The sequence below is a fragment of the Algivirga pacifica genome (assembly GCF_039543525.1).
Taxonomy (GTDB): Bacteria; Bacteroidota; Bacteroidia; order Cytophagales; family Flammeovirgaceae; genus Algivirga; species Algivirga pacifica.
Window position 1 is genome coordinate 105,703 of sequence record NZ_BAABJX010000017.1, and the last position, 23,852, is coordinate 129,554.

Below are 23,852 nucleotides of genomic sequence, written 5' to 3' on the forward strand. Positions count from 1 at the left end.
GTACCCAATGATTAACTATTAACCAATTTTTTTAATGGAAAAGAATAGATATGCGGTGATCATGGCTGGAGGAGTAGGCAGTCGTCTATGGCCCGTTAGCCGTAAATCATACCCGAAGCAATTCCATGATATTTTAGGTGTAGGAAAAACCTTGTTGCAAATGACATTTGAGCGTTTACTTCAAGTTTGTGCCGTTGATAATATATTTATTGTGACGAATGATACCTATAAAGGTATTGTCAAGGAGCAACTTCCTCAATTAGCTGAAGAGCGTATATTGTGTGAACCTCAAGCAAAAAATACCGCACCTTGTATTGCATATGCTAGTTATAAAATTGCTTCTATCAATCCCGAAGCTTCTATATTAATTGCTCCTTCGGATCATCTAATTACGAATGATATCTCATTTGCTTCTGCAGCTGATTTAGCATATAAAGAAACAAATGAAAAAGATCAACTGATCACTTTTGGAATAAAGCCCTCTAGACCAGATACAGGGTATGGTTATATAGAATATCATGAGAATGAAAGTCGTGATACAGTAAAAGTAGAACGATTTACAGAGAAACCTGATTTAACTACTGCGGAAGAGTTTTTGTCTAAAGGGAATTACCTGTGGAATGCGGGAATATTTGTATGGTCTGCAAAAAGTATTATCTCTGCTTTAGAAAAGTATACACCTCAGATATCATCGTTATTTGCACCTTTATTAAGTGGAACACAAGATGATTTTTGTGTGAAGTCTGCATTTCAAAAGTGTGATAGTGTTTCTATTGATTATGGTATCATGGAAAAGGCTAATAACGTATTTGTGGTTCCTGTTTCTTTTGGTTGGACTGATCTGGGGACCTGGAAATCTATTTTTGAAACAAATATCAAAAATGAGGATAACAATGCATTTCATGGTCAAGTGATTTCTGAAGAGACAACGAATACCTTGGTGAAAATACAACCTAATAAGGTTGCAGTAGTACAAGGGCTGGAGGATTACATTGTAATTGATAATGAAAAGGCACTTTTGATTTGTCAAAAAGAAAAGGAACAGCGTGTGAAAGGATACCTTAAGGAAGTGGCGAAAATTGATCAAGATTTTGTTTGATGTGTGGGTCTTATGAATTACTAAATCTATTTTTTAAATAAAAAATTAGTCTAGCTGTTTATTTTCATAGTAAAGTGATCTTGTTCACTCTTTATATAATAAACAGAATATGCACATTAGCTATAACTAACTATTTTAAATAATGATGTTAACTCCTTTATTATCCTTAATATCCGCTTTTATGATTGGGCTAATTGCCGTTCCTCAGGTTATAAAAGTGATTCATAAAAACAATATTTTTGATCAGCCAGGAGGACGAAAAATCCATAAAGCGATTACGCCTTCATTGGGCGGTGTAGCCATTTATATTGCGTTTTATATAGCTTTTTGTGCTTTTGTAGAAGCAGATCAGCTTAAAGAGTTTCAATATTTTATTGCGGGGTCTCTATTGATTTTCTTTATGGGTATTAGAGATGATATGTTACCTCTGAATCCTAAAAATAAATTGATCGTACAACTTTTGAGTGCTTCTATGGTGATTGGGCTGCATTCTATAAAATTAGAGTCATTTTATACATTGGATTTTATGGGAGACTTTCCAGAATGGTTTAGTGTGATAGCCTCTTTATTTATGGTGATAGCGTTATCGAATGCCTATAATCTTATTGATGGTATTAATGGATTAGCAGGTTCTATAGCAGCATTGTTTTTCGCCTGTATGGGAGGATGGTTTTTATTGATTCAGGAATTGGGTTGGGCTGTATTTTCTTTGTCAATGTTAGGAGCTTTATTGGGTTTTTTATGGTATAACTGGAATCCTGCTAAAATTTTCATGGGAGATACAGGGTCTATGGTGATCGGCTTTTCGATTTCTATTGTGATTATTGTTTTTCTGAACTTGAATAAAGCTTTGTCGAGTCAGCATTCTTACTTTATCAATAATAGTGTAAGTTTGTCTATCGCATTATTTGCTTATCCTATTTTTGATACACTGAGAATATTTACTTTAAGAATGTCTCAAGGACGTTCTCCTTTTTCACCTGATAAGTTACATGTTCATCATATGCTTTTGAGGATGGGATTGGAACATCATCACGTAACCTTGGTGATTCTATGTGTTAGTATTTGCGCGATCGTTATGGCTTGGGGATTAGGTCTTGTACTAAGTGATCGATTTGTTTTACTTTGGTTAGCTATCAGTGGCTTTGTGTTAAATGCCGGATTAAACTGGAGAGTAAAAAGAGTCTTTTTTGAGAGAGATAAACGTGCGGAGCATAAACGAAATATTATCTTAAGAAAAGAACGTCAGAAACTACTACAATAGGATGTAAGCTGATAATGAGTCGCTTATTTTATTACTTTTTTTAGTATAGGTATGATATAAGTATTTTTTTTATCAATTTTGTCTTATTAAACATGTCTTCAGTAATCGAGATAGTCTAATAAGATGATGAATATTTTTCATAAGGCTATCAAAAAACACTAACAAATAAATGGCAGAAAAACTTCATATCATTCCTCACGATTATAAAGTGGATAGGAATGCTAGAAATACTAAATATGATCACCGTTCTTTGGTGATTTGGTTTACGGGTCTTTCTGGATCAGGAAAGTCTACTTTGGCCAATGCATTGGAAGCAAAGCTTTTTGAAGAGGGATATCATACTTATATCTTAGATGGAGATAATGTCCGTAAGGGCCTTAACCATGATCTTGACTTTTCTTCAGAAAGTAGGGTGGAAAATATTCGTCGAATTGGAGAAGTAGCCAATCTATTTGTGGATGCAGGAATAATAACGCTTTCAGCATTCGTATCTCCTTTTGCTGAAGACCGAGCGAAAGTGAAACAAATTGTTGGGGAAGATAATTTTGTAGAAGTATTTGTCAACTGTCCTTTGGAAGTATGCGAACAAAGGGATGTAAAAGGATTATATAAGAAAGCGAGAGCTGGTGAGATTTCTAATTTTACAGGGATTAGTTCACCTTTCGAAGCGCCTGTTCAGCCTGATATTGAAGTAAGAACAGACCAGTTAGCTCTGGAGGAGTCGCTGGACTTTTTATGGAACGAGATTAAAAACAAACTTTAAGTAATTTTTAATAAACTATGAGTAAGTATCACCTAAACCACTTGCAGGAGCTGGAGGCAGAAGCCATCTATGTATTGAGAGAAGTAGCTTCCCAGTTCGAAAACCCAGCGATTTTGTTCTCTGGTGGTAAGGATTCAATTGTGGTAACCCATTTGGCTAGAAAAGCCTTTTATCCTGCCAAAATGCCATTTAAGTTATTCCATGTGGATACGGGGCACAACTTTCCTGAAACGATCAAGTTTAGAGATGACTTGATTGAGGAATTAGGCGTTCAATTGGTTGTCGGTTCGGTTCAGAGCTCTATCGATCAGGGACGTGTAGCAGAGGAAAAAGGAAAAGATGCTAGCCGTAACAGATTGCAAACAACGACATTATTGGATACGATCGAAGAACATGGCTTTGATGTTTGTATCGGTGGTGGTCGTAGAGACGAGGAAAAAGCAAGAGCAAAAGAACGTTTCTTCTCTCACCGTGATGAGTTTGGACAGTGGGACCCTAAAAACCAACGTCCTGAGTTATGGAACTTGTTCAACGGGAAACATCACACAGGAGAGCACTTTAGAGCCTTCCCTATCAGTAACTGGACAGAGATGGATGTATGGCAATATATCTTGAGTGAAAATATTGCAATTCCTTCTTTATACATTGCTCACCAAAGAGATGTGGTCAGAAGAGATGGTACGTGGTTACCGTATTCTGAGTACCTAACACTAAGACCGGGTGAGGTAGTAGAAAGTAAGAAGATCCGTTTCCGTACATTGGGTGATATTACAATTACAGGTGGTGATGAGTCTGATGCAGATACCTTAGAGAAAATTGTTGCAGAAGTAGCTGCAGCTAGACAAACAGAAAGAGGAAACCGTTCAGATGATAAGCGTTCTGAGACGGCAATGGAAGACCGTAAGAAAGAAGGATACTTCTAGAATCTTTTTTGTTTATAGATACTGCATACTATTCTAGGCAGTACGCTATCTCTTTTTCATTAATTATAGATACAAATTAGTTGAGAAGAATAGTTACACCTTCTCAACTCAAAATGATATAAAAATGAGTACATCTCAAGAAATGTCTTTGCTTCGTTTTACTACGGCAGGTAGTGTAGACGATGGGAAAAGTACACTAATTGGTCGTTTGCTATACGATTCGAAATCAATTTTTGAAGATCAATTGGAAGCAGTACAGCGTTCTAGTGAGCGTAAAGGTTTGGAGCATGTGGAGTTGGCGCACCTTACGGATGGATTGAAAGACGAACGTGAGCAAGGTATTACAATCGATGTAGCGTACCGTTATTTCGCTACTCCAAAGCGTAAGTTTATTATTGCTGATACACCGGGGCATATTCAGTATACAAGAAACATGGTGACAGGTGCCTCAACGGCTAACTTGGCTTTGATTCTTGTAGATGCTAGAAAAGGGGTGATTGAGCAAACAAAACGTCACTCATTTATTGCTTCATTACTTCAGATCCCTCACGTAGCCGTTTGTGTTAACAAAATGGACTTGGTTGATTACGATCAAGAAGCTTTTGATAAGATTGTTGAGGATTACAAAGAGTTTGCTGCTAAGCTTCAGATCAAGGATGTGCGTTTTATCCCAATCAGTGCGTTGAAGGGAGATAACGTGGTAGATCGCTCTGAAAAAATGGATTGGTATCAGGGAGAAACTTTGCTACATACATTGGAGACTATCCATATTGATAGTGACTATAATATGGTAGACTGTCGTTTCCCTGTACAAACAGTGATTCGCCCTCATTCGGATGAGTTCCATGATTATAGAGGATATGCAGGGCGTGTTGCTAGTGGTATCTTTAAGCCAGGCGATGAGGTTACCGTATTGCCTTCTGGGTTTACTTCTAAAATCAAATCTATTGATACATTCAATGGAGCAATTGAAGAGGCGTTCCCTCCTATGTCGGTAACGATGACGTTGGAAGATGAGATCGATATTAGCCGTGGGGATATGATTGTTCGTACGAATAATCAACCTAAAATGGAGCAGGATGTAGAAGTAATGCTTTGCTGGTTGAACAACCGTGGCCCTCAGCCAAGAGCGAAGTATTCTGTACGTCACACGTCTAATGAAGCGAAGGGTATGATCAAAGATATTCTTTACAAAGTAGACGTAAATACATTGCATCGCATCGAGGATGATAAAGAAATCAAGATGAACGATATCTGTCGTGTAAAAATCAGAACAACAAAACCATTGTTGCAAGATTCTTATAAAAACAACCGTACGACAGGTAGCTTGATCTTGGTGGATGAGGTTACGAATGAAACAGTTGCTGCCGGTATGATTATCTAAGTAGGTAGTTAATCTATTTCATCTATAAATACAAAGAGCCTACTTGGATAGGCTCTTTTTTTAACTTATTATCGATTGGAAGGCATATGAGTATAGACCTGCAATTTCATAAGTGGATTGTACTATTGGTACTCGCCGGATTGGTCATACTACTGATTAAAGGGAAGTATACTCCATCCTATTTATTTATAGGTGCTGCAGGTATTTTGGTAGTCTTGAAAATTCTGCCGATGACGGTACTTGTAGGCGGTTTAGCCAATACCCAAATATTAACCGTTTTCTTAGTGATTATGGTTTCGGCCATTGTACAAAAGAACTTTAACCCCTATCAACTTTTTGATTACTTTCTAGGGAAAGCGAAGACTCCAAAAACATTTTTAGTACGTATGAACGCCATTGTGGCGGGCTTGTCATCTGTGTTCAATAACACTCCTATTGTGGTCATGATGATGCCATATGTGTATGAAAAGGCAAAAGAGTATAAGATATCTCCTTCCAAACTATTAATGCCCTTGTCATTTTCTGCTATTCTGGGTGGAATGATAACCTTGATTGGTACTTCTACAAACTTGGTATTGAATGGACTATTGGAGAGTAACAATGTGAAACTCTTATCCTTTATGGACTTTTTTATCCCAGGGATATTAGTGACGGTTGTCGGTATCATTTATCTATACTTTTTTGGGTATCATCGATTAGAGAATAAAAGTCTTATGATGGATGAAATAGGACATGGAGTTCGATCCTATTTTATTGAAACGAAGCTAACACCAAGTTCTCAATATATAGGCCAAAGTATTCATCAATTAGGAATAAGAGATCGAAAGGGGGTAAACCCGATTGAGATTATTCGAGGAGAGGAAGTGATCAATGTGGTCCTAAGTACTGCCGTTCGGTTAGAAGCTAATGATCGGATTATTTTCTCTGGAAGTATTGATGATATTTTAGAGCTTTTAGAAGAAAATACGGATTTGGTGATTGCTAAAAATCCGCGTTTTCAGTTGAATGATAGTCTGAAGCTCTTGGAAGTGTCTATTCCGGCCAATTCTCCTCTGGAGGATGTGAAGGTAAAGGATGCAAACTTTAGGAAAACATACAACTCGACGATTATCGCCGTTCATCGAAATGGAGAAATGTTGAGTGGTCGATTAGGAGAGATTGAACTAAAGAGAGGAGATGTTTTATTGATCACAACAAGTGAACTAATCTCTATAGCGCAACTAAAGAAAGATTTTTATATACTTTCCCATACGAATTACGAGGAAATAAAGTCAAATGAATATGCGAAGTATTTTTTAGCATTGACATTAGGCTTTTTGGGGATGGCCTTTGGGCAGATTATCTCATTATTTACAGCATTACTTCTGACGGTCTTTTTGGCGGTGATACTAAAGTTAATCACTCCCCGACTATTACGTCAAACAGTTGATTTACATTTACTGAGTATTATGGTCACTGCTTTAGCGTTAGGGGATTTATTTATCCGTTCAGGAGCGTCTAAGTTGATTACACAGAACATGATGTTATTGCTTGAGCCAACAGGAACCCTTGGAGTACTGATAGGTATCATGTTGTTGACGGTATTTCTGACGTCTTTCATTACCAATGTAGCTGCGGTATCTGTTGCTTTTCCTTTGGCATATAGCGTTTCTGAGCAGTTAGGGGTTGATGGAGAGGTTTTTTATTTGGGAATCGCATTTGCTGCTTCTGCAGCGTTTATAACCCCTATTGGTTATCAAACAAATATGATTGTGAGCGGCCCAGGAGGTTACACAACAAAGGATTTCTTAAAGGTGGGAAGCCCTATGTTGTTACTATATTTCACAACAGTGATTGTGTATTTAACGATAAGGTATCAAATAATCTAAACAAACAAATTTATGAATTTCAAGCTAGAAGATATTATTCAGCTTTCTATTGAAGCTGGTAAGGCGATTATGGATATCTATACAGATCCTAGTTCGGATTTTGGTGTAGAAAAGAAATCGGATGCCTCTCCTTTAACAAAAGCTGATAAAGCTTCTCATGAGGTTATTGTTGCAGCATTGGAAAAATTGACTCCTAATATCCCCATCCTTTCAGAAGAAGGAGAACATCAAGGATATGAGGAGAGAAGCTCATGGTCACAATATTGGATTATTGATCCATTGGATGGAACGAAAGAGTTTATCAATAAGAATGGAGAGTTTACGGTAAATATTGCGTTGATCGAGAATAGACTGCCAGTATTGGGTGTAGTATATGTACCGGCCAAAGATATTGTCTATTACTCAGAAGTAGGACAAGGCGCTTTCAAAAGAGAGAACGGAGAAGATGTTCAGTTAGAAGTTAACAAGAACGATAAGAAAATTGTGGCAGTACGCAGTAAGTCACATGCTAATCCCGCAGAGGAAGAAGTGTTTGAAAAGTACGGCTCTACAGAAAGTATTTCTGTGGGTAGCTCCTTGAAATTTTGTATGGTAGCGGAAGGAAAAGCAGATATTTATTATCGTCATGGGCCTACTATGGAATGGGATACTGCTGCAGGACAAGCTGTTGTGATGGGCGCTGGTGGAAAAGTATATGCTGGAAATACAGAAGAGGAGCTGTTCTTGTATACGAAGAAGGATTTATTGAATGGTAGCTTTTTGGTGTTAGGTTAAACATAGCTTATCGCTTATTGTGTATCGTTTATAAATGACACACAATAAGCGATAAACAAATGCGAGTGTTAAGATGACAGATTAATAGTATTAACTCTTAATTATTAGGATTTTAAATGAGTAAAAAAAATACTCAATAGTTTGTTATTTAGCCCTCATTATGCAATTTTTGTCCATATAAATGTGAAAATAGTCATATTGGAATAATGTGACTGACGTGGCGAAGCTCTATCTAATTTTAACTATTTTTGAAATGTTGGAAGCGCTAATTACCTCAAAAACAAGGTTAAAGCTGTTGTTGAAATTTTTTCTAAATCCTTCCAATACTTCTTACCTCAGGGGATTAGCAACAGAGTTCTCAGAATCTACCAATGCGGTACGGGTGGAGCTTAATCGCTTAGAAGAAGCGAATATGCTACTTTCTACCTATGAAGGAAATAAGAAGATTTTTAGAGTAAATACAACCCACCCTTTATTTCCAGATATTCAAGCCATTGTTTTTAAATATGTCGGTCTAGATAAGCTCATTGAAAAAGTATTAGATAATATTGGTGATTTAAAAGAGGTTTATTTGGTTGGAGCATTAGCTAATGGAGTTTATACGGAAGGAATAGACTTGGTGATTGTAGGTGATGTTAACGAAGTCTATTTATGTAAAGCGGTACAAAAAGTTGAAGAGACTATTAAAAAGCCCATTACATATACTTTAGACTCTTCAGGGACTTTTTCTATAAATCATTTACCTGAGTCAGCACTTAAAATCTGGGAGAGCTATGGAGAGTAATAAAAAAGATCTTTCATTACAATGGATGGTCATTTATACAAAACCACGGGCTGAAAAAAAAGTAGCGGAACGACTATCTAAGCAAGGTTTTGAAGTGTATTGCCCTACGTATACAACGATAAGACAATGGAGTGATCGCAAGAAAAAAGTAGTGAGTCCTGTCGTTCCATCTTATGTTTTTATTCGAATAAAAGAAGGACAACGTTGGGAAGTTTTGAAAGATCCCGGAGTCATGAATTTTGTCTTTTGGCTTGGTAAACCGGCTGTGATGAGAAATGAAAGTATTTCAGCTTTTAGACAGTTTGTAGAGAAAATTGATGGGAATTCTAGTGTGAAGTACCTGGAGTTGAATGAAGGAGATAAAGTGAAGGTGAACATGGATAATTTTCAAGGAACAGTGGCGGAAGTGTTAAGGGTAGAGGAGATAAATGTGATCTTGCTATTACCTGAACTAGGAATGAAATTGATTTGTGAGAAAGGAGAATTAGATATTTTATAAAAATTAAAAACTAATTAAAAAAATAATGAAAAAGATCTTAATTACAGGAGGAGCAGGCTTTATCGGTTCTCATGTCGTTCGTCGATTCGTTACTAATTATCCTGATTATCATATCTATAATTTAGATGTATTGACTTATGCAGGGAATTTGGAGAACCTTAAAGATATAGAGGATAGGAAGAATTATACCTTCCTAAAGGGAGATATTACGGATGAAGCGTATATCAATGGGATTTTTGAAGAGTATCAGTTCGATGGAGTAATTCATCTGGCAGCAGAGTCGCATGTTGACCGTTCGATTACCGACCCGTTGGCATTTGCGAAGACCAATATTTTGGGGACAATGGTATTGTTGAATGCATTCAAAACATTGTGGCAAAATAACTGGGAAGGCAAGCGTTTTTATCATGTGAGTACTGATGAAGTTTATGGCACCTTAGGAGAAACAGGTTTATTTGAGGAAACAACTCCTTATGATCCTAACTCTCCTTACTCAGCATCCAAAGCAAGTTCTGACCACTTTGTAAGAGCTTATGGAGAGACCTATGGGTTGCCTTATGTAATTACAAACTGTTCGAATAACTATGGACAGAACCAGTTCCCTGAGAAGCTAATCCCTCTGTTTATTAATAACATCCTTACAGGTAAGTCTCTTCCAGTATACGGTGATGGAAAATACACCAGAGATTGGCTGTACGTAGTGGATCATGCTATAGCGATTGATTTGGTATTCCATAAGGGAGAGAATACGGAAACGTATAATATTGGAGGCTTTAATGAGTGGCAAAATATTGATCTAATCAAGGTGCTTTGTAAGCAGATGGACCAGAAGCTGGATAGAGCAGAAGGAACTTCAGAGCAGCTGATCACTTACGTCAAAGATAGACCAGGGCATGACCTTCGTTATGCGATTGATGCTTCCAAAATCAATAAAGAACTAGGGTGGGAACCATCCGTAACATTTGAAGAAGGGTTGAGCATTACGATTGACTGGTACCTAAATAATAAGGAGTGGTTGGAAAGTGTGACTTCCGGAAACTACCAAAAATATTATGAAGAGCAGTACGCTGCCAAATAACTAACAAACAAAAACTAATTGTAACTGATATCCTATGAAAGGAATAGTATTAGCCGGAGGTTCGGGTACGCGTCTGTACCCGATCACCAAAGGAGTCTCAAAGCAGCTTCTACCAATTTATGACAAACCAATGATTTACTACCCGATTTCAGTCTTGATGTTATCAGGTATTAAAGACATTTTGATTATATCAACACCTCATGACTTACCCAATTTCAAAAAACTATTGGGAACTGGATCTGATTTGGGGGTTAACTTTTCGTATGTAGAGCAGCCAAGTCCTGATGGATTGGCACAAGCTTTTATTCTGGGAGAAGAGTTTATTGGTAATGATGACGTTTGCTTGGTCTTGGGAGATAATATCTTCTATGGACATGGCATGACGGAGTTGGTGAAAGCGGCTAAAAAGAATGTAGAAGAGCTTAGAAAGTCAACCGTATTTGGATACTATGTGAATGATCCTGAAAGATATGGAGTAGCAGAATTTGATAAGTCTGGCAATGTGACCAGTATTGAGGAGAAGCCAGAAAATCCTAAATCAAACTATGCTGTGGTAGGATTGTATTACTATACGAATGACGTAATACAAATCGCAAAAAGTATCAAGCCTTCTGCTAGAGGAGAATTAGAGATTACTACTGTCAATGAAGAGTATCTAAAGAAAGATGCTTTGAAAGTAGAATTGATGGGAAGAGGGTATGCTTGGTTAGATACCGGTACACATGATTCTTTTATTGAGGCATCTACTTTTATTCAGACGATTGAGAAAAGGCAAGGATTGAAGATTGCTTGCTTGGAAGAAATAGCTTTTGACCAAGGGTTTATTTCTAAAGAACAAGTGTTGGAGTTGGCTAAGCCGCTAATGAAAACAGGATATGGTCAGTATTTGGTTAAACGGGTACAGCAGTAATTAATTATTACGTTTTAACTGTATACTTTTTATTGTTTTTAGTTTGTACTATTGTTTTTTATTAAGGGATGGATAATACTCTTTATTTTCATATTGGTTATCATAAAACAGCAACAACACTTCTTCAAAAAAATTTTTTTTCTAAGAATGACTCTACAGCCCTCTTAAATGATTTTAAGAACCCATGGAGCGATGATTTGGTATCACATTTAGTGAAGCCTTCGTTACGATCGTTTTCAAAAGAGCGGTTTCGACAGATTCTTATGGAAAAGACTAAAAATAATAAAGCCAAAAAGTTAGTTGTAAGTAGTGAGCGTTTATCTGGGCAACCTTCTTCAGGTGGCTTTGATAACTTTATCATTGCAGATAGAATTAAGAGTGCATTTCCAAATGCAAAAGTAATTATAGGTATTCGGAATCAAAAAAGTATGATCCTTTCAATGTATAAACAATTGGTACATGAAGGATATAGAGGAAGTATAGAAAGTATGCTTACGGAGAATTACTGGCAAATACCTTCATTTTCTAAAGAGTATTTGGAGTATGATTTATTGCTCCAAAAGTATTTTGATTTGTTTGGGGCTGAAAATGTATTGGTACTTCCATATGAACAATTAAGAAAACAACCAGAAGTATATTTTAGTCGATTGACTAACTTTCTTGAGATAGCTCCGGTTGATATTAATGAAATTACGAGTGCTCAAGTAAATGTGAGTAAAAATCATTCTTATTTGATAATTCGAAGGTTTTTAAATCACGTTAGAAAGACAGAGTTAAATCCAACACCTATCTTTGATTTAAAAACAAAAAATATAAACCTATTAACTAGAGTAGTGTCAAAACTGACACCATTTATTTCAGATTATTCATTGTCTAATGATCTTAAAGAAGAAATCGAACAATATTATCAACAATCAAACAAACGATTAAAGATTTTATTACCGGATTTGGACTTGAAAGATTATTTATCATAGAATTCTTATAATAAATACATATGAATATTATTAAAACATCCATACCTGATTTAGTAATTATAGAGCCTAAAGCATTTGAGGATGATCGAGGCTATTTTATGGAGGCTTATAAAGAAAGCTGGTTTCAAGAGAATTTCCCACATATTAAATTTGTGCAGGATAATGAATCTAAATCAGAACGTGGTGTATTGAGAGGATTACATTTTCAAAAACCACCCTATGCGCAGACAAAGTTAGTTCGTGTTATTCAAGGAGAAGTATTGGATGTGGCGGTAGATTTGAGAAAAGATTCTCCTACGTATGGGCAACATGAATCTATTATCCTGAGTGCTGAAAATAAAAAGCAGTTTCTAGTACCAAAGGGATTTGCGCATGGGTTTATTGTTTTAAGTGAAACAGCTATTTTTTCTTATAAAGTAGATAATCCTTATGCACCTGAACACGATGCAGGGGTATTGTGGAATGACCCTGCTTTCAACATTGATTGGAAGTTAGATGAAAGTGAAATTTTGCTTTCTAAGAAGGATGCTATTCAGCCATTATTGTCAGAAATAGAAAAAGAGCTGGTATGAATATTTTAGTTACGGGAAAAAATGGTCAGCTAGGATCGGAGATTCAAGTTCTGGCAAATGATTGTCCTAATTTCAACTTTATTTTTACAGATGTTGTTGAATTGGATATTACTGATAGAGATAGAGTACAGACTTTTTTTGCTGAAAATACAATTGATATTGTCATCAATTGTGCAGCTTATACGGCTGTGGATAAGGCAGAGGATGAATATGAGTTAGCAGATAGAGTAAATAATCAAGCAGTTGAATATTTGGTAGAGGCCGCAACGACAGTAAATGCGAGATTTATTCATATCTCTACAGATTATGTCTTTGATGGAAGTGGAAATATTCCTTACACGGAAGTAGATGGTGTGAGTCCGTTAGGTGTCTATGGGAAAACTAAATTAGCTGGCGAACAACATGTCTTAAAAGCGTCTATTCCAGGTATAGTAATCAGGACATCTTGGGTTTATTCGTCTTTTGGAAATAATTTTGTAAAAACGATGATGCGCTTGGGGAAAGAGAGAGAGGAGTTAGGAGTGATTGTAGATCAAATAGGTAGCCCGACCTATGCTAGGGATTTAGCAGAGGTATGTTTGTCTATCTGTGTTAAAGAAGACCAATGGAGAGATTCAAATGAAGTGTATCATTATTCTAATGATGGTGTATGTAGTTGGTATGATTTTGCAACTACGATCATGGAACTAAATGGTATTGATTGTGTGGTGAAGCCAATAGAAACCATTGATTATCCTACAAAAGCAGAGAGACCTTTGTATTCGGTATTGAATAAGAAAAAGATCAAAGAGCACTTTTTGTTGAGTCATAAACATTGGAAAAAGTCATTGGTAGATTGTATATATTTATTGAATGGTAACTAAAATTAGAAATAGACTTGATATTCATACATTTGAGGTGTTATTAAAGTCTTCGAAAACAATGATAGTAAAGGTGGTGGGAATGTCATCAGCTTTACTTATTAGTGTTTTTCTTGGAAGAACATTGGGACCAGAAGGACTTGGAGTAGTGAATTTAGCTAATCAGCTAGGCATGGTTTGCTTGGTATTGACGATGTTCGGTTTTCAGTTTGTCATAGTTAAATTTATATCTATAGCGAAGTCCCAAGAAAATTATCAAAATATTCTCAACACAATTAATTCTGCCTTATTTGTTAATACGACCTTTGCAATAATAATAGCAGTATTAGGTTGGCTTTTAAATCCTTTTTTAATTAAGTACCTTTTTCAAGGTAGGGTAGAGCTGACAGTACCTATATTGCTAACCTTTTTTATGCTTATTCCACAAACTGTTGCTAGGGTTTTTTCTGCGGCACTAAATGGGTATGGGAAAGTTTGGCAATCAAATTTAGTAGAACAAACATTAAGTTCAATACTAGTATTAGTTGGGTTGGCTATATATTGGGTCTTTAGTGTTGAATTTTCTTCGATATCTGTCTTGATTCTTTATTTGGTTAGTAGACTGATAATGGTAGTGGTAGTGAAATTGTTATGGCATCAACAAATCAGAGGAAAAGTTTCTGCTTTAAAAGGGTCTTTGAATTTAAGACCTATGTTTAAAATGGGGCTTCCAATGCTAATGGTGTCAGGTACTTCTGTTATAGCAAGTAATCTGGATACTATGATGTTGGCGTCTTTAGGGACAATGGAAGATGTTGGTTTGTATAATGTTGCCGCAAGATTAGCTTTTTTAACCTCCTTTTTGTTACAAGTGACTAACACTGCTATCTCACCAAAATTAGCGAGTATGTTTCATGAGTCTAAGTTAGATCAAATGTCAAAAATGGTACGAAAAATAACATTAGGATTGGTTGTTATTGCGCTAATGGTCTTTTTGTCATTTGTCCTTATAGGAGGTTGGATGTTAAGTTTTTGGGGTGAAAATTTTGTTGAGGCTCAAGTAATATTGATAATACTGGCTGTTGGTCAATTTTTTAATATAGCAACGGGGTGTTCAGGGTTACTGCTTGTGATGTGTGGGTATGAAAAAGAACATGGCTACATTTCAGTACTATCATTAATCATGAATGTTATTCTAAATGTTCTGTTAATAAAGTCTTATGGCGTGATAGGAGTAGCAGTGGCTACAGCTATTACGGTTTCATTGAGTAATATCTTTAAAGTAGTGATGGTGAAAAGAAAGATATCGATTTCAATATTACCATTTTAAGTGTAGGGGCGTAAAATTTAAAGTGATCAGTACTGTTGGAGCATCCTAATTGCTTTAATATATAAATGATTTCAAAATGGAAAATGGATTAATATTAAATAATAAAAAAGTAAACTTTTTTGTTGTTGGAGCTGCGAAGTCGGGTACCACGACTTTATATCAAATGCTAAAAAAGCACCCAGAAGTATTTCTTTGTCCTATTAAAGAGCCAAATTTTTTTAGTACTGAGTTTAAAATTGAAGATTGTAGAGAAGATATTCAAAACAATATAAAATTTGACTTTGATCAATATTACTTGGATACGCCTCTAAAAGAAAAGCATAATGCTTGTATTGACACATTAGAACAATATGAAAAGTTATTTAAGGATGTTAAAGATCATAAGCTAATAGGGGATTTTTCAACATCATATTTGCCTAGTAAAACCGCTCCAGTTGAGATATACAATTATAATAAAGAGGCAAAAATTATTATAATTTTAAGAAATCCTATTGCCAGAACAATTAGTCATTACTTAATGGATAATAAGGGATTGGAAATGGATGAAGATAGTATAATTGGAGAGCTAAAATCAGATTTTAAAACAAAGAATAAAGGGTATTTTAAGACCAATATGTATTTAGACCTTAGTTTATATTATGCTCAGGTTAAAAGGTATTTGGATATCTTTCCAAGGAATCAGATTTTATTTCTAGACTTTGATCAGCTAAAACGTAATTCTAATCAAGTTTATGAGTCTATATGTAACTTCTTGGATATAGAAGCTACGCCTTCTGATTCAAATGAAGATGAGATACATAATCAAACTTATTTGTATCGAAATGTATTACTCAAAAGTATTGCTAGAATACTACCTTCAACATTCAAGTCAAAGCTGGCTTTTTTGAAAAGCTTTTTTATGAGACCCTATAAAAAGCAAGAAATATCACCTAAGGTGAAGTCATATATTGATAGTGTTGTTGGTGAAGACTATATAAAAGTGAAGGAACTTATAAAGTAGAAGTAATCTTTATTTTGAATAAAGCAGTCTTAATAAGATGTGTTTTTTATAATTAATTTAAACTATAAGATACGTTTTGGGTGGATCATTGAAGTTTCGTAACAGTAGTCTTGACAGGTTATTGGTAAAATCTTTATTTGTTTTTTTAGCCATATATGTGTTAGTGCCTACATATATAGGAGGTTTACCTATTGCTGGTGTTTATCTTACATATGATAGAATAGTCTTTTTGTATTTAATGTCAATTAGTTTATTAATAATGTTTGTGTCCTCTCAAAAACGGAGTAGGGTATTTAATATATTAATAAGTAACCCATTCTTTTTCTTTGTATTTTTTGGCTATGTTTTAATCTGTCTAATTTCATCTGTTCAATCAACTTATGAAGATTCACTAAAGCTTTTTGTGAATTATAGTCTCTATACATTTTTTATTTTTTTTATAGTATGTACAATTAAAATAGATGACTACTTCTTTCGGGTATTTAATAAATTTATAGTAGTGACATCAAGTGCTATTATTATTGTTGGGGTAGTTGAATATATATTGGGGTTTAGTCCTTTTACACCTTTTATTAATTATAATGCTCTTACTGAATATCAGAAAACTGCTTTAGAAAGTCTTACATTAGATGGTGTTATCCGTATCAAGTCAACATTTGTAAACCCTCTGGATTTGGCACAATACATTGTTTTTATGATACCAATAATAATTTCATTTAAAAATGGGGGGATAAACAAAAAAAAGTTATTACATAACAGTATTATTTTTGGTTTATTGATTTGTAGTTTATTGACGAAAAGTAGAACATCATTAATTATTTCAGTTTTTTTAGTGGTATTCTATTCCTGGGAATACATAAAAACACGTCACCCTATAATAAAATTCTTTGTACTAGTAGTATGCTTATTAGTCGCATTAACATTATTATTGACAAGTGTAGATCTGGCTTTTGTAGAAGATTTTTTTGGAGGTAAAAAATTAACCGAAGACTCCAATCGAATGACACAGATTGAATTAGCTATACCATTAATTAATAATAAGTTTTTGACGGGATATGGTTTTGGTGTAGGCGGAAAGGTTTTGGGATTCGGAGATTTAGATGGCTCTGCTACAATTGATATTTATTACCTTTCTCTTATTCTTGATTCAGGGATCTTAGGTTTACTTTTATTTTTGATCATGTCAGCAATGATTTTTTTTAAAAGTAGGAAGCTACCTTTTAATCTTAGACATTATCAAATGAGTATATTGGTATTTTTTATCACACTGTTCACGCTATCAAATAGGGGGAATCATATTTTTTTATTTTTAGTTTTTGCATTAGTTATTTCTATAGTTTATGATTCAAAAAGAAACCGTCATTATTCTAGTTAATTATAATGGCTATCAGGATACATTGGAATGCATTCAAAGTATTTCTAAAAGTGAAGGTCAAGAGCCTTTTATTGTAGTGGTAGACAATTGTTCGCAAGATGCTAATAGAATTGAAAATCTATACGATTATTATTCAAGTTTAAAAGTAATTATTAGCAAAGAGAATATAGGCTTTGGTAGAGCAAACAACTTGGGGATTAAATGGGCTCAAGAAAATATTGATTTCGAATATCTTTTATTGCTAAATAACGATACGATCATAGAGAGTAATACATTGTCAGAGTTGAAGAAACCATTTCTTTTTGATTCAGAAATAGGTATTTCTACTTGTAAAACAATGTATGAAGGGAATAGGGATATAGTGTGGTATGGTGGAGGAACTGTAGATTACAAGATAGGGTGGCCAATTATAAAAGACTTTAATGTACAGCCAACTGATTCAGGAGCTAATCAGTCTAAGTATGTAACATTTATTTCTGGTTGCTGTATGATGTTTTCTAAAAAGTCATTAACCACTATTGGCGGGTTTGATGAGCATTTTTTTATGTATTGTGAGGATCTGGAAATGTCTATCAGGGCAGTTGATTTAGGCTTTAAATTATACTATTCTAGCGATGCCAGAATTTTTCATAAGGTACAAAGAAGTTTGAAAGGTAGTGAAGGGGCAAAAGCTAAAGGGATGTCTCACAAAAACCCCAATTTGAGTTTTCTGTTTAAGAATATGAAAATGAATCAGTATTACACTTTTGTGAAATACTTATCAGGTAGACGACTTTTAATTTTTAAAGTAAATTATTGGTCACGATTTATATATAAATCTTTATTGTTTTTGCTAAGGGGTAGGACAGATCTTATGAGTACTATTTTTACTGTAGTAAAAGCCAATCTTGCTGTGAAGTGAGGGTGGCTTTAATTATCTATGATAATTAGAAAAAGGAGATCATTTTGTGAAAACTGTAGAATATTAAAGGAGATCTTTTATAGGTTATGCTATTAAATTAGAATTTTTTTATGACAAATAAACCAAATTTATTTATTGTAGGAGCTCCCAAGTCGGGATCTACTTTTTTATTCCAGACTTTAGGAGAACATTCCGATATTTTTTTTCCGGTAATTAAGGAATTAAACTTTTTCTCGAAAGATTCCTTAGAAAAGGACTCTTATTATAAAGATTACAAAACACAAGATCTTAATAGTTACTTGAAGGGGTTTTCAAAAAATACAGGAGAAAAGTATTTAGTAGATAGTAGTGTGTCTTATTTTACTTTTGATGATGTTCCTCAAAAAATAAGAGACTTTAACCAGGATGCTAAAATTATTATCATTACAAGAGATCCATATAAAAGAGCCTATTCTCATTATTTGATGGATAAGCGAATGGGATATGCTAGTGGTGATTTTAGTGATTATCTGACATCAGAGGATTCTTTTCATTACAATCAATATGTTACGAATAGTCTTTACTATCAAAATTCTAAAAGGTACGTAGAGCTTTTTGGGCGTAAAAATGTCTTATTTCTTCGATTGGAGAATTTAAGAGAGGATATGAGCAGTTTATTTGAGTTTTTAGATATACCAGCTATTGATATAGATTTTGATAAGAAGGTAAATGAGAACAAAGCTGCTAGAAATATTTTCGGTAGATATGCTCAGCATAATCGAGAATTGGTACAAAAGATGAAATTGTATTTACCAAGTCAGTTTTTTGAGCTTGCAAAGCTTTTTGTGTACAAGAAAGAAGCTAAGTCTGATAGAATTTCTACTGAAGATCTAAACTTATTAGAATCACTTATACATGATGATTACGAAATCTTTAAAAAAGAATTCTTTTCGTAAAATTGTTTGCTCTTTGGTGTTAAACACCAGTTATAAATAAAAAAATATAATTGGGCTTGTTCTATATTGGATTCTAATTTTATAGTTAGAAGCCAAATCAATATTATATCTTCAGTGTTCTGGATACTTATTAATTAATTTTAGAAATTTCATGAAAGGCTTTATTTCATATTATAAACGAAAATTGAGAATTTTTATCTCAAAGAATTTTGAACCACAAATTTTAAAATTTGAGAAGAGAAGAATTACGAAGTTATTAGAGAATAAAAAGGAAATCGTCCTTATTTATTCTATTGGTAAGGTGGGTTCGTCTTCAGTGTATAGTTCAATTAAGTCATCAGAAGTCAATATTCCTACATTTCATCTTCATTCGTTAGCCCCAGAAAGAATAGAGGAACAAAAGGAGTATTATAGATCGGGTGTTAGAAACTCTGTACCGTTTCATTTGATTCAGAGTACAGCAATGTTAGAGGCTTTAAAAAGCTATAATGGTAAGATATATTTGTTAACACCAATTCGTGAGCCTATTTCTAGAGAACTGTCTAGTATTTTTCAGGATTCTTTTAATTTTTCTAACTCTAAGGATGATCTTAAGAATGATTTATCTAGTACAGTAAATGACAAAGTGAAAGATCTTGTAAGTGAATTACCTGAATATGAGTGGTTTGAGAGAGAGCTTAAACAGGTGTTTAATATTGATATCTTTGATGTTAACTTTGACTTTGACCCAGATCAAGGATATCTTTATCAGACTTACGATAATTTGGATTTTTGTCTGGTAAGAGCGGAAAACCTGAATCAGTCATTTAGGGATATTACGAAGAAAATGTTTGGTGAACATAATTCTATTTCTTTATCCTCTGCTAATGAAGCATCTGATAAATTTTATAATACCAGCTACATAGAGATTAAAAAAGAGATTTCATTGGATGAAGAGCAGTTAGAGAAAGTTGTAAACTCTTCGTTTATTCAAAAATTTTATCCTGACTTTATTTCCAATATTAGAAGAAAATGGCAGAGAGAAATCCACGTATAGCGTTAATAGAACCAGTAGGAGGGCATGGAGGAATGAACTATTATGACTATGGCCTGGCGAATGGTTTATATCATAATGGAGTAGAGGTATATTATTATACTTGTGATGAGACCGATAAAATCTATGAAGACAAGGTAAAGACATACCTTTATTATAGAAAAATATATAACAAGTCAATTAATAAGTTTAGAAGGCTATTACTTTTTGTGTTTGGGGCAATAAGATCATTGACTCATGCCAAAGTGAATAAGATTAAAACAGCGCATATACACTTGTTTGGGGTTGAACCAATAGATTTTCTCCATATTTTTCTTATTAAGTTATTTGGATTTAAGTTAACAGCTACGGTTCATGATGTAGAGTCTTTTTATTTGTCTGATAAGGATAAGTGGTATCGTAACAAAGCATTGAATTGGATTGACAAGTTTATTGTTCATAATGAGATTTGTAAAAAAGAACTATTAGAATCTACAACTGTAGAGGTAAGTGATATAAGTGTGATTAAGCATGGTAATTACTTACCTTTTGTGGAGCCTTTACTTTCAAAAGAAGAAGCGGGGAAGCAGCTTGGTATGCCAACAGATAAGATCAACTTACTGTTTTTTGGGCAAATCAAAACGGTGAAAGGGCTTGATGTTTTATTGAATAGTTTAAAATATCTAAGCGCAGAGGAACGATCAAAAATCAATTTGATTATTGCGGGTAAAGTTTGGAAAGATACGTTTGCAAATTATCAGCAAATCATTGATGAGAATGATCTTAATGAAGTTTGTATAACTAGAATAGAGTATATTCCTGATGAAGAGGTACATCTTTTTTACAGCCTTGCCGATTTTGTAGTTCTTCCTTATAAAAAGATCTATCAATCAGGGGTATTATTGATGTCTATGAGTTATCAAAAGCCCGTGATTGTATCCGATCTACCTGCTATGGTTGATATTATTAAGGATGAGGAAAATGGATATGTATTCAAAACGAACGATACGCAGTCTTTAGCAGCAACGATTTCTAAGGTGATTGCTAACCCTCAAAGGTCGGGGGATATTGCCCAAGCTGCAATAGATACGGTATCCAATGAGTTTGATTGGAAATTGATAGGAAAAAAAACCACTGAAGTTTACCATAGTATCCTGTAAGGAGGCTTAAATGTTATGAGAAAAAAAGTTAGTATTATTGGAAGTGTAGGTATTCCGGCTAAGTATGGTGGGTTTGAAACCTTGGTGGAGTATTTGACGAAAGATAAAATCAATAGTGATATAGAATATCACGTTTTTTGTAGTTCTAAAGCTTATTCGGAGAAACTACCTGTTCATAATAATGCAAAATTGCACTATGTGAATTTTGAGGCAAATGGAGTATCCAGTATTATATATGATATTATTTCTATAATTAAGGCAAGTTTTTTTTCAGATACCATGCTGATTCTTGGGGTATCTGGGGCTTTAATTTTGCCAATACTTCGTTTATTTTATAGGGGGAAGATTGTTTGTAATATAGATGGGTTAGAACATCGAAGAGATAAGTGGAGTCCTTTTGCTAGAAAAATGCTTAAGTTTTTTGAAGGGATTGCCGTTAGAAATTCAGATGTTGTAGTAGCAGATAATAAGGGAATTTATGACTACGTGAAAGAAACGTATGCGAGAGAAAGTAGCGTTATTGCTTATGGCGCTGATCATACGTCTTATGTAGAATTACAGGAAGCTACAAAAACGAAATATAAGATTCCGGAGAAATATTACTTTTCTGTTTGTAGAATTGAACCTGAAAATAATACACATATTTTATTAGAAGCATTTTCACAAAGGGGAGATGACATTGTATTCGTTGGTAATTGGGATAATAGTGAGTATGGTAGAGAATTAAAAGTAAAATATTCCAGCAAACAGAATATTACGTTATTGGACCCTATTTATGATCAGCATATTCTAAATCAACTTAGAAGTAATTGCTATTGTTATTTACATGGGCATAGTGCCGGGGGAACAAATCCATCTTTGGTGGAGGCAATGTATTTGTCTTTACCTATTATTGCATTCGATGTGAATTATAATAGATACACTACTTTTGGTAAGGCAATGTATTTTAAAAATGTTTCTGATCTTCATAATGTAATTGATACGTTATCCTTTGATAAAATCAAAAGCTGTAGTGCAGATATGCAAGATGTAGCATCGTCTCATTACACTTGGTATAAAATTGCTGAAAAATACGAGGAACAATATGCGTTAGAAGTAACTGTAAATCGTTAAATACTTTATTTTTTCAATTGACATAAAAAATCCCGAACCATGTTTCGTACATGGTTCGGGATTTTTTATATTTCTTACTGTAGACGAGTAGCTACACGATATTCATACTTTTAAAAGTTTCTCCTAGAATTGTATTTGATGGGAATTCTAACCAGTTATCTAGTAGTTCGGCATAAACTCGTCGAAAATCAATTTTATATTGAACATCCCCTTTTTCTAAGTTTTCTAAGTCAATAGAAGCGTTATAAATACCCGAGGATTTCAATTTACCACCTAGTAGAAATAAACTTCCAGCAGCACCATGGTCAGTACCTTTACTACCATTTTCTTTGACTCTTCTACCAAATTCCGAAAATATCATCACACGGGTACTATTCCATAATCCTGATCTTCGCAAATCCTTAACGAAGGATTGTATTCCGTGGTTAAGTTGTTTCAATAGACGTTCTTGTCGTGGAAGTTGGGAGTTATGTGTATCAAATCCGGAAACTTTTAAATAATAAATTTCTGTATTACATCCTGCAGTAATTAAGTCAGCGGTTTGTTTTAATTGTTTCCCTAAGTTGTCAGAGGGATATTCTTGATGTGAATGTTTTGTTTTCATTTTCTCCAGAATGTATTCTGAGGAGCTATAGGTATTAGCCAATACTTGATAAAGGTAATCAACCTGCGAATTAGTATGTTCTTGGTGATGCTGTATTTGTTGTAGGAAATGATCATTAGTTCCTCTGATTAATTTACCACTATTAATTCCGAAACCGGATCGCTTTTGCCCTTGTAATGCTAATATGGAACCACCGCTTAAATCAATGGCTTGGTGTGAATATATGTTTTTATTCGTATTGCCTTGAAATTCATCTAAATATTTTCCTAACCAGCCTTCACTGCTAGATGCTGAGGAAATATTTGCGGTATGCCAGATGTCCATTGATCTAAAGTGAGAGCGGTTGGGATTAGGGTAACCTACTTGGTTAATGATATTCATTTCTCCTTTATCGAGTAGATCTTGAAAAAAGGAAAGAGAATAGTGTAACCCCAGTTGTTTGTTCAGTTTAAGAACTTTTTGTTCTGCTATAGCTAATGTTGGACGGTGTTCATAATAAAGGGAATTATTATAAGGAATAACAGTATTGAGAGAATCATTACCTCCAGAGAGCTGAATAATGACTAATCTTCTATTATTTCCATCTAGGTTTAAGGGGGAATAAGCTTGAAGAAATTGTGGTAGAAAAAAAGCCCCTACAGTAGTGATAGCCGACTTTTTTAAAAACTCTCTACGATCATTGTTCATATTA

The 23,852-nt window shown here is 34.4% G+C and carries 23 protein-coding genes; 22 read left to right on the top strand and 1 reads right to left on the bottom strand.

Annotation, left to right across the window (positions count from 1 at the left end):
• The first annotated feature begins 34 nt into the window (after nt 1-34).
• From ABD985_RS04595 to ABD985_RS04700, 22 genes are all read left to right on the top strand, one after another.
• A complete protein-coding gene (locus ABD985_RS04595; protein ID WP_345369583.1) occupies nt 35-1,099 on the top strand; it encodes a mannose-1-phosphate guanylyltransferase in 1,065 nt (354 codons plus the stop codon).
• A 181-nt stretch (nt 1,100-1,280) separates the two neighbouring features.
• Nucleotides 1,281-2,363: a glycosyltransferase family 4 protein gene (locus ABD985_RS04600; RefSeq protein ID WP_345369584.1), complete on the top strand. Its 1,083-nt coding sequence runs from the start codon at nt 1,281-1,283 to the stop codon at nt 2,361-2,363.
• 169 nt (nt 2,364-2,532) lie between these two features.
• Nucleotides 2,533-3,126, top strand: a complete 594-nt coding sequence (gene cysC, locus ABD985_RS04605) for an adenylyl-sulfate kinase (RefSeq protein ID WP_345369585.1) — start codon at nt 2,533-2,535, stop codon at nt 3,124-3,126.
• Between the two features lie 17 nt (nt 3,127-3,143).
• Nucleotides 3,144-4,049: a sulfate adenylyltransferase subunit CysD gene (gene cysD, locus ABD985_RS04610; protein ID WP_345369586.1), complete on the top strand. Its 906-nt coding sequence runs from the start codon at nt 3,144-3,146 to the stop codon at nt 4,047-4,049.
• 124 nt (nt 4,050-4,173) lie between these two features.
• Nucleotides 4,174-5,433 carry a sulfate adenylyltransferase subunit CysN gene (gene cysN / locus ABD985_RS04615; protein WP_345369588.1) on the top strand — a complete coding sequence of 420 codons (1,260 nt, stop codon included), beginning with the start codon at nt 4,174-4,176 and terminating at the stop codon, nt 5,431-5,433.
• Nucleotides 5,434-5,519: 86 nt separating this feature from the next.
• A complete protein-coding gene (locus ABD985_RS04620) occupies nt 5,520-7,301 on the top strand; it encodes an SLC13 family permease (RefSeq protein ID WP_345369590.1) in 1,782 nt (593 codons plus the stop codon).
• 12 nt (nt 7,302-7,313) lie between these two features.
• Nucleotides 7,314-8,075, top strand: a complete 762-nt coding sequence (cysQ, locus tag ABD985_RS04625; RefSeq protein ID WP_345369592.1) for a 3'(2'),5'-bisphosphate nucleotidase CysQ — start codon at nt 7,314-7,316, stop codon at nt 8,073-8,075.
• Between the two features lie 217 nt (nt 8,076-8,292).
• The gene (locus ABD985_RS04630) at nt 8,293-8,859 is read left to right on the top strand and encodes an ArsR family transcriptional regulator (protein WP_345369594.1); all 567 of its coding nucleotides are present in this window, start codon (nt 8,293-8,295) and stop codon (nt 8,857-8,859) included.
• Nucleotides 8,849-9,358, top strand: a complete 510-nt coding sequence (locus ABD985_RS04635) for a UpxY family transcription antiterminator (protein WP_345369595.1) — start codon at nt 8,849-8,851, stop codon at nt 9,356-9,358. The genes ABD985_RS04630 and ABD985_RS04635 overlap by 11 nt, the downstream gene beginning before the upstream one ends.
• Before the next feature lie 25 nt (nt 9,359-9,383).
• On the top strand, nt 9,384-10,436 hold the full coding sequence (rfbB, locus tag ABD985_RS04640) for a dTDP-glucose 4,6-dehydratase (RefSeq protein ID WP_345369597.1): 1,053 nt from the start codon (nt 9,384-9,386) through the stop codon (nt 10,434-10,436).
• Between the two features lie 34 nt (nt 10,437-10,470).
• A complete protein-coding gene (gene rfbA, locus ABD985_RS04645; RefSeq protein WP_345369599.1) occupies nt 10,471-11,346 on the top strand; it encodes a glucose-1-phosphate thymidylyltransferase RfbA in 876 nt (291 codons plus the stop codon).
• Between the two features lie 68 nt (nt 11,347-11,414).
• Nucleotides 11,415-12,320 carry a sulfotransferase gene (locus ABD985_RS04650; RefSeq protein ID WP_345369600.1) on the top strand — a complete coding sequence of 302 codons (906 nt, stop codon included), beginning with the start codon at nt 11,415-11,417 and terminating at the stop codon, nt 12,318-12,320.
• Nucleotides 12,321-12,340: 20 nt separating this feature from the next.
• On the top strand, nt 12,341-12,892 hold the full coding sequence (gene rfbC, locus ABD985_RS04655; protein ID WP_345369601.1) for a dTDP-4-dehydrorhamnose 3,5-epimerase: 552 nt from the start codon (nt 12,341-12,343) through the stop codon (nt 12,890-12,892).
• Entirely contained in the window at nt 12,889-13,755 is an 867-nt protein-coding gene (gene rfbD / locus ABD985_RS04660) for a dTDP-4-dehydrorhamnose reductase (RefSeq protein WP_345369603.1), read from the top strand. Before rfbC ends, rfbD begins: the two co-directional genes overlap by 4 nt.
• A 58-nt stretch (nt 13,756-13,813) precedes the next feature.
• The gene (locus ABD985_RS04665; RefSeq protein WP_345369605.1) at nt 13,814-15,061 is read left to right on the top strand and encodes a flippase; all 1,248 of its coding nucleotides are present in this window, start codon (nt 13,814-13,816) and stop codon (nt 15,059-15,061) included.
• A gap of 76 nt (nt 15,062-15,137) precedes the next feature.
• Nucleotides 15,138-16,061 carry a sulfotransferase family protein gene (locus ABD985_RS04670; protein WP_345369607.1) on the top strand — a complete coding sequence of 308 codons (924 nt, stop codon included), beginning with the start codon at nt 15,138-15,140 and terminating at the stop codon, nt 16,059-16,061.
• 76 nt (nt 16,062-16,137) lie between these two features.
• Nucleotides 16,138-17,436 carry an O-antigen ligase family protein gene (locus tag ABD985_RS04675; RefSeq protein ID WP_345369609.1) on the top strand — a complete coding sequence of 433 codons (1,299 nt, stop codon included), beginning with the start codon at nt 16,138-16,140 and terminating at the stop codon, nt 17,434-17,436.
• Nucleotides 17,402-18,337, top strand: coding sequence for a glycosyltransferase family 2 protein (locus ABD985_RS04680; protein WP_345369611.1), 936 nt, complete (start codon nt 17,402-17,404; stop codon nt 18,335-18,337). The genes ABD985_RS04675 and ABD985_RS04680 overlap by 35 nt, the downstream gene beginning before the upstream one ends.
• A gap of 110 nt (nt 18,338-18,447) precedes the next feature.
• A complete protein-coding gene (locus tag ABD985_RS04685; protein WP_345369612.1) occupies nt 18,448-19,272 on the top strand; it encodes a sulfotransferase family protein in 825 nt (274 codons plus the stop codon).
• Between the two features lie 151 nt (nt 19,273-19,423).
• Nucleotides 19,424-20,308 (top strand): putative capsular polysaccharide synthesis family protein, encoded by an 885-nt coding sequence (locus tag ABD985_RS04690; RefSeq protein WP_345369613.1) that lies wholly within the window; start codon nt 19,424-19,426, stop codon nt 20,306-20,308.
• Nucleotides 20,284-21,444, top strand: a complete 1,161-nt coding sequence (locus ABD985_RS04695) for a glycosyltransferase family 4 protein (protein ID WP_345369615.1) — start codon at nt 20,284-20,286, stop codon at nt 21,442-21,444. Before ABD985_RS04690 ends, ABD985_RS04695 begins: the two co-directional genes overlap by 25 nt.
• Nucleotides 21,445-21,459: 15 nt before the next feature.
• Nucleotides 21,460-22,557, top strand: a complete 1,098-nt coding sequence (locus ABD985_RS04700; protein WP_345369618.1) for a DUF1972 domain-containing protein — start codon at nt 21,460-21,462, stop codon at nt 22,555-22,557.
• 91 nt (nt 22,558-22,648) lie between these two features.
• Here ABD985_RS04700 and ABD985_RS04705 read toward each other — a convergent pair whose 3' ends face one another.
• Nucleotides 22,649-23,848 (bottom strand): DUF1501 domain-containing protein, encoded by a 1,200-nt coding sequence (locus ABD985_RS04705; RefSeq protein WP_345369620.1) that lies wholly within the window; start codon nt 23,846-23,848, stop codon nt 22,649-22,651.
• Nucleotides 23,849-23,852 lie beyond the last annotated feature (4 nt).

Coding starts and splice junctions, on each gene's coding strand:
- ABD985_RS04665 (WP_345369605.1), top strand. CDS start 13,814: ATGATAGTAAAGGTGGTGGGAATGTCATCAGCTTTACTTATTAGTGTT.
- ABD985_RS04680 (WP_345369611.1), top strand. CDS start 17,402: ATGATTCAAAAAGAAACCGTCATTATTCTAGTTAATTATAATGGCTAT.
- ABD985_RS04635 (WP_345369595.1), top strand. CDS start 8,849: ATGGAGAGTAATAAAAAAGATCTTTCATTACAATGGATGGTCATTTAT.
- rfbB (WP_345369597.1), top strand. CDS start 9,384: ATGAAAAAGATCTTAATTACAGGAGGAGCAGGCTTTATCGGTTCTCAT.
- ABD985_RS04695 (WP_345369615.1), top strand. CDS start 20,284: ATGGCAGAGAGAAATCCACGTATAGCGTTAATAGAACCAGTAGGAGGG.
- ABD985_RS04650 (WP_345369600.1), top strand. CDS start 11,415: ATGGATAATACTCTTTATTTTCATATTGGTTATCATAAAACAGCAACA.
- ABD985_RS04685 (WP_345369612.1), top strand. CDS start 18,448: ATGACAAATAAACCAAATTTATTTATTGTAGGAGCTCCCAAGTCGGGA.
- ABD985_RS04700 (WP_345369618.1), top strand. CDS start 21,460: ATGAGAAAAAAAGTTAGTATTATTGGAAGTGTAGGTATTCCGGCTAAG.
- rfbD (WP_345369603.1), top strand. CDS start 12,889: ATGAATATTTTAGTTACGGGAAAAAATGGTCAGCTAGGATCGGAGATT.
- ABD985_RS04600 (WP_345369584.1), top strand. CDS start 1,281: ATGATTGGGCTAATTGCCGTTCCTCAGGTTATAAAAGTGATTCATAAA.
- rfbC (WP_345369601.1), top strand. CDS start 12,341: ATGAATATTATTAAAACATCCATACCTGATTTAGTAATTATAGAGCCT.
- ABD985_RS04595 (WP_345369583.1), top strand. CDS start 35: ATGGAAAAGAATAGATATGCGGTGATCATGGCTGGAGGAGTAGGCAGT.
- ABD985_RS04620 (WP_345369590.1), top strand. CDS start 5,520: ATGAGTATAGACCTGCAATTTCATAAGTGGATTGTACTATTGGTACTC.
- ABD985_RS04690 (WP_345369613.1), top strand. CDS start 19,424: ATGAAAGGCTTTATTTCATATTATAAACGAAAATTGAGAATTTTTATC.
- cysD (WP_345369586.1), top strand. CDS start 3,144: ATGAGTAAGTATCACCTAAACCACTTGCAGGAGCTGGAGGCAGAAGCC.
- cysQ (WP_345369592.1), top strand. CDS start 7,314: ATGAATTTCAAGCTAGAAGATATTATTCAGCTTTCTATTGAAGCTGGT.
- ABD985_RS04670 (WP_345369607.1), top strand. CDS start 15,138: ATGGAAAATGGATTAATATTAAATAATAAAAAAGTAAACTTTTTTGTT.
- rfbA (WP_345369599.1), top strand. CDS start 10,471: ATGAAAGGAATAGTATTAGCCGGAGGTTCGGGTACGCGTCTGTACCCG.
- cysN (WP_345369588.1), top strand. CDS start 4,174: ATGAGTACATCTCAAGAAATGTCTTTGCTTCGTTTTACTACGGCAGGT.
- ABD985_RS04705 (WP_345369620.1), bottom strand. CDS start 23,848: ATGAACAATGATCGTAGAGAGTTTTTAAAAAAGTCGGCTATCACTACT.
- cysC (WP_345369585.1), top strand. CDS start 2,533: ATGGCAGAAAAACTTCATATCATTCCTCACGATTATAAAGTGGATAGG.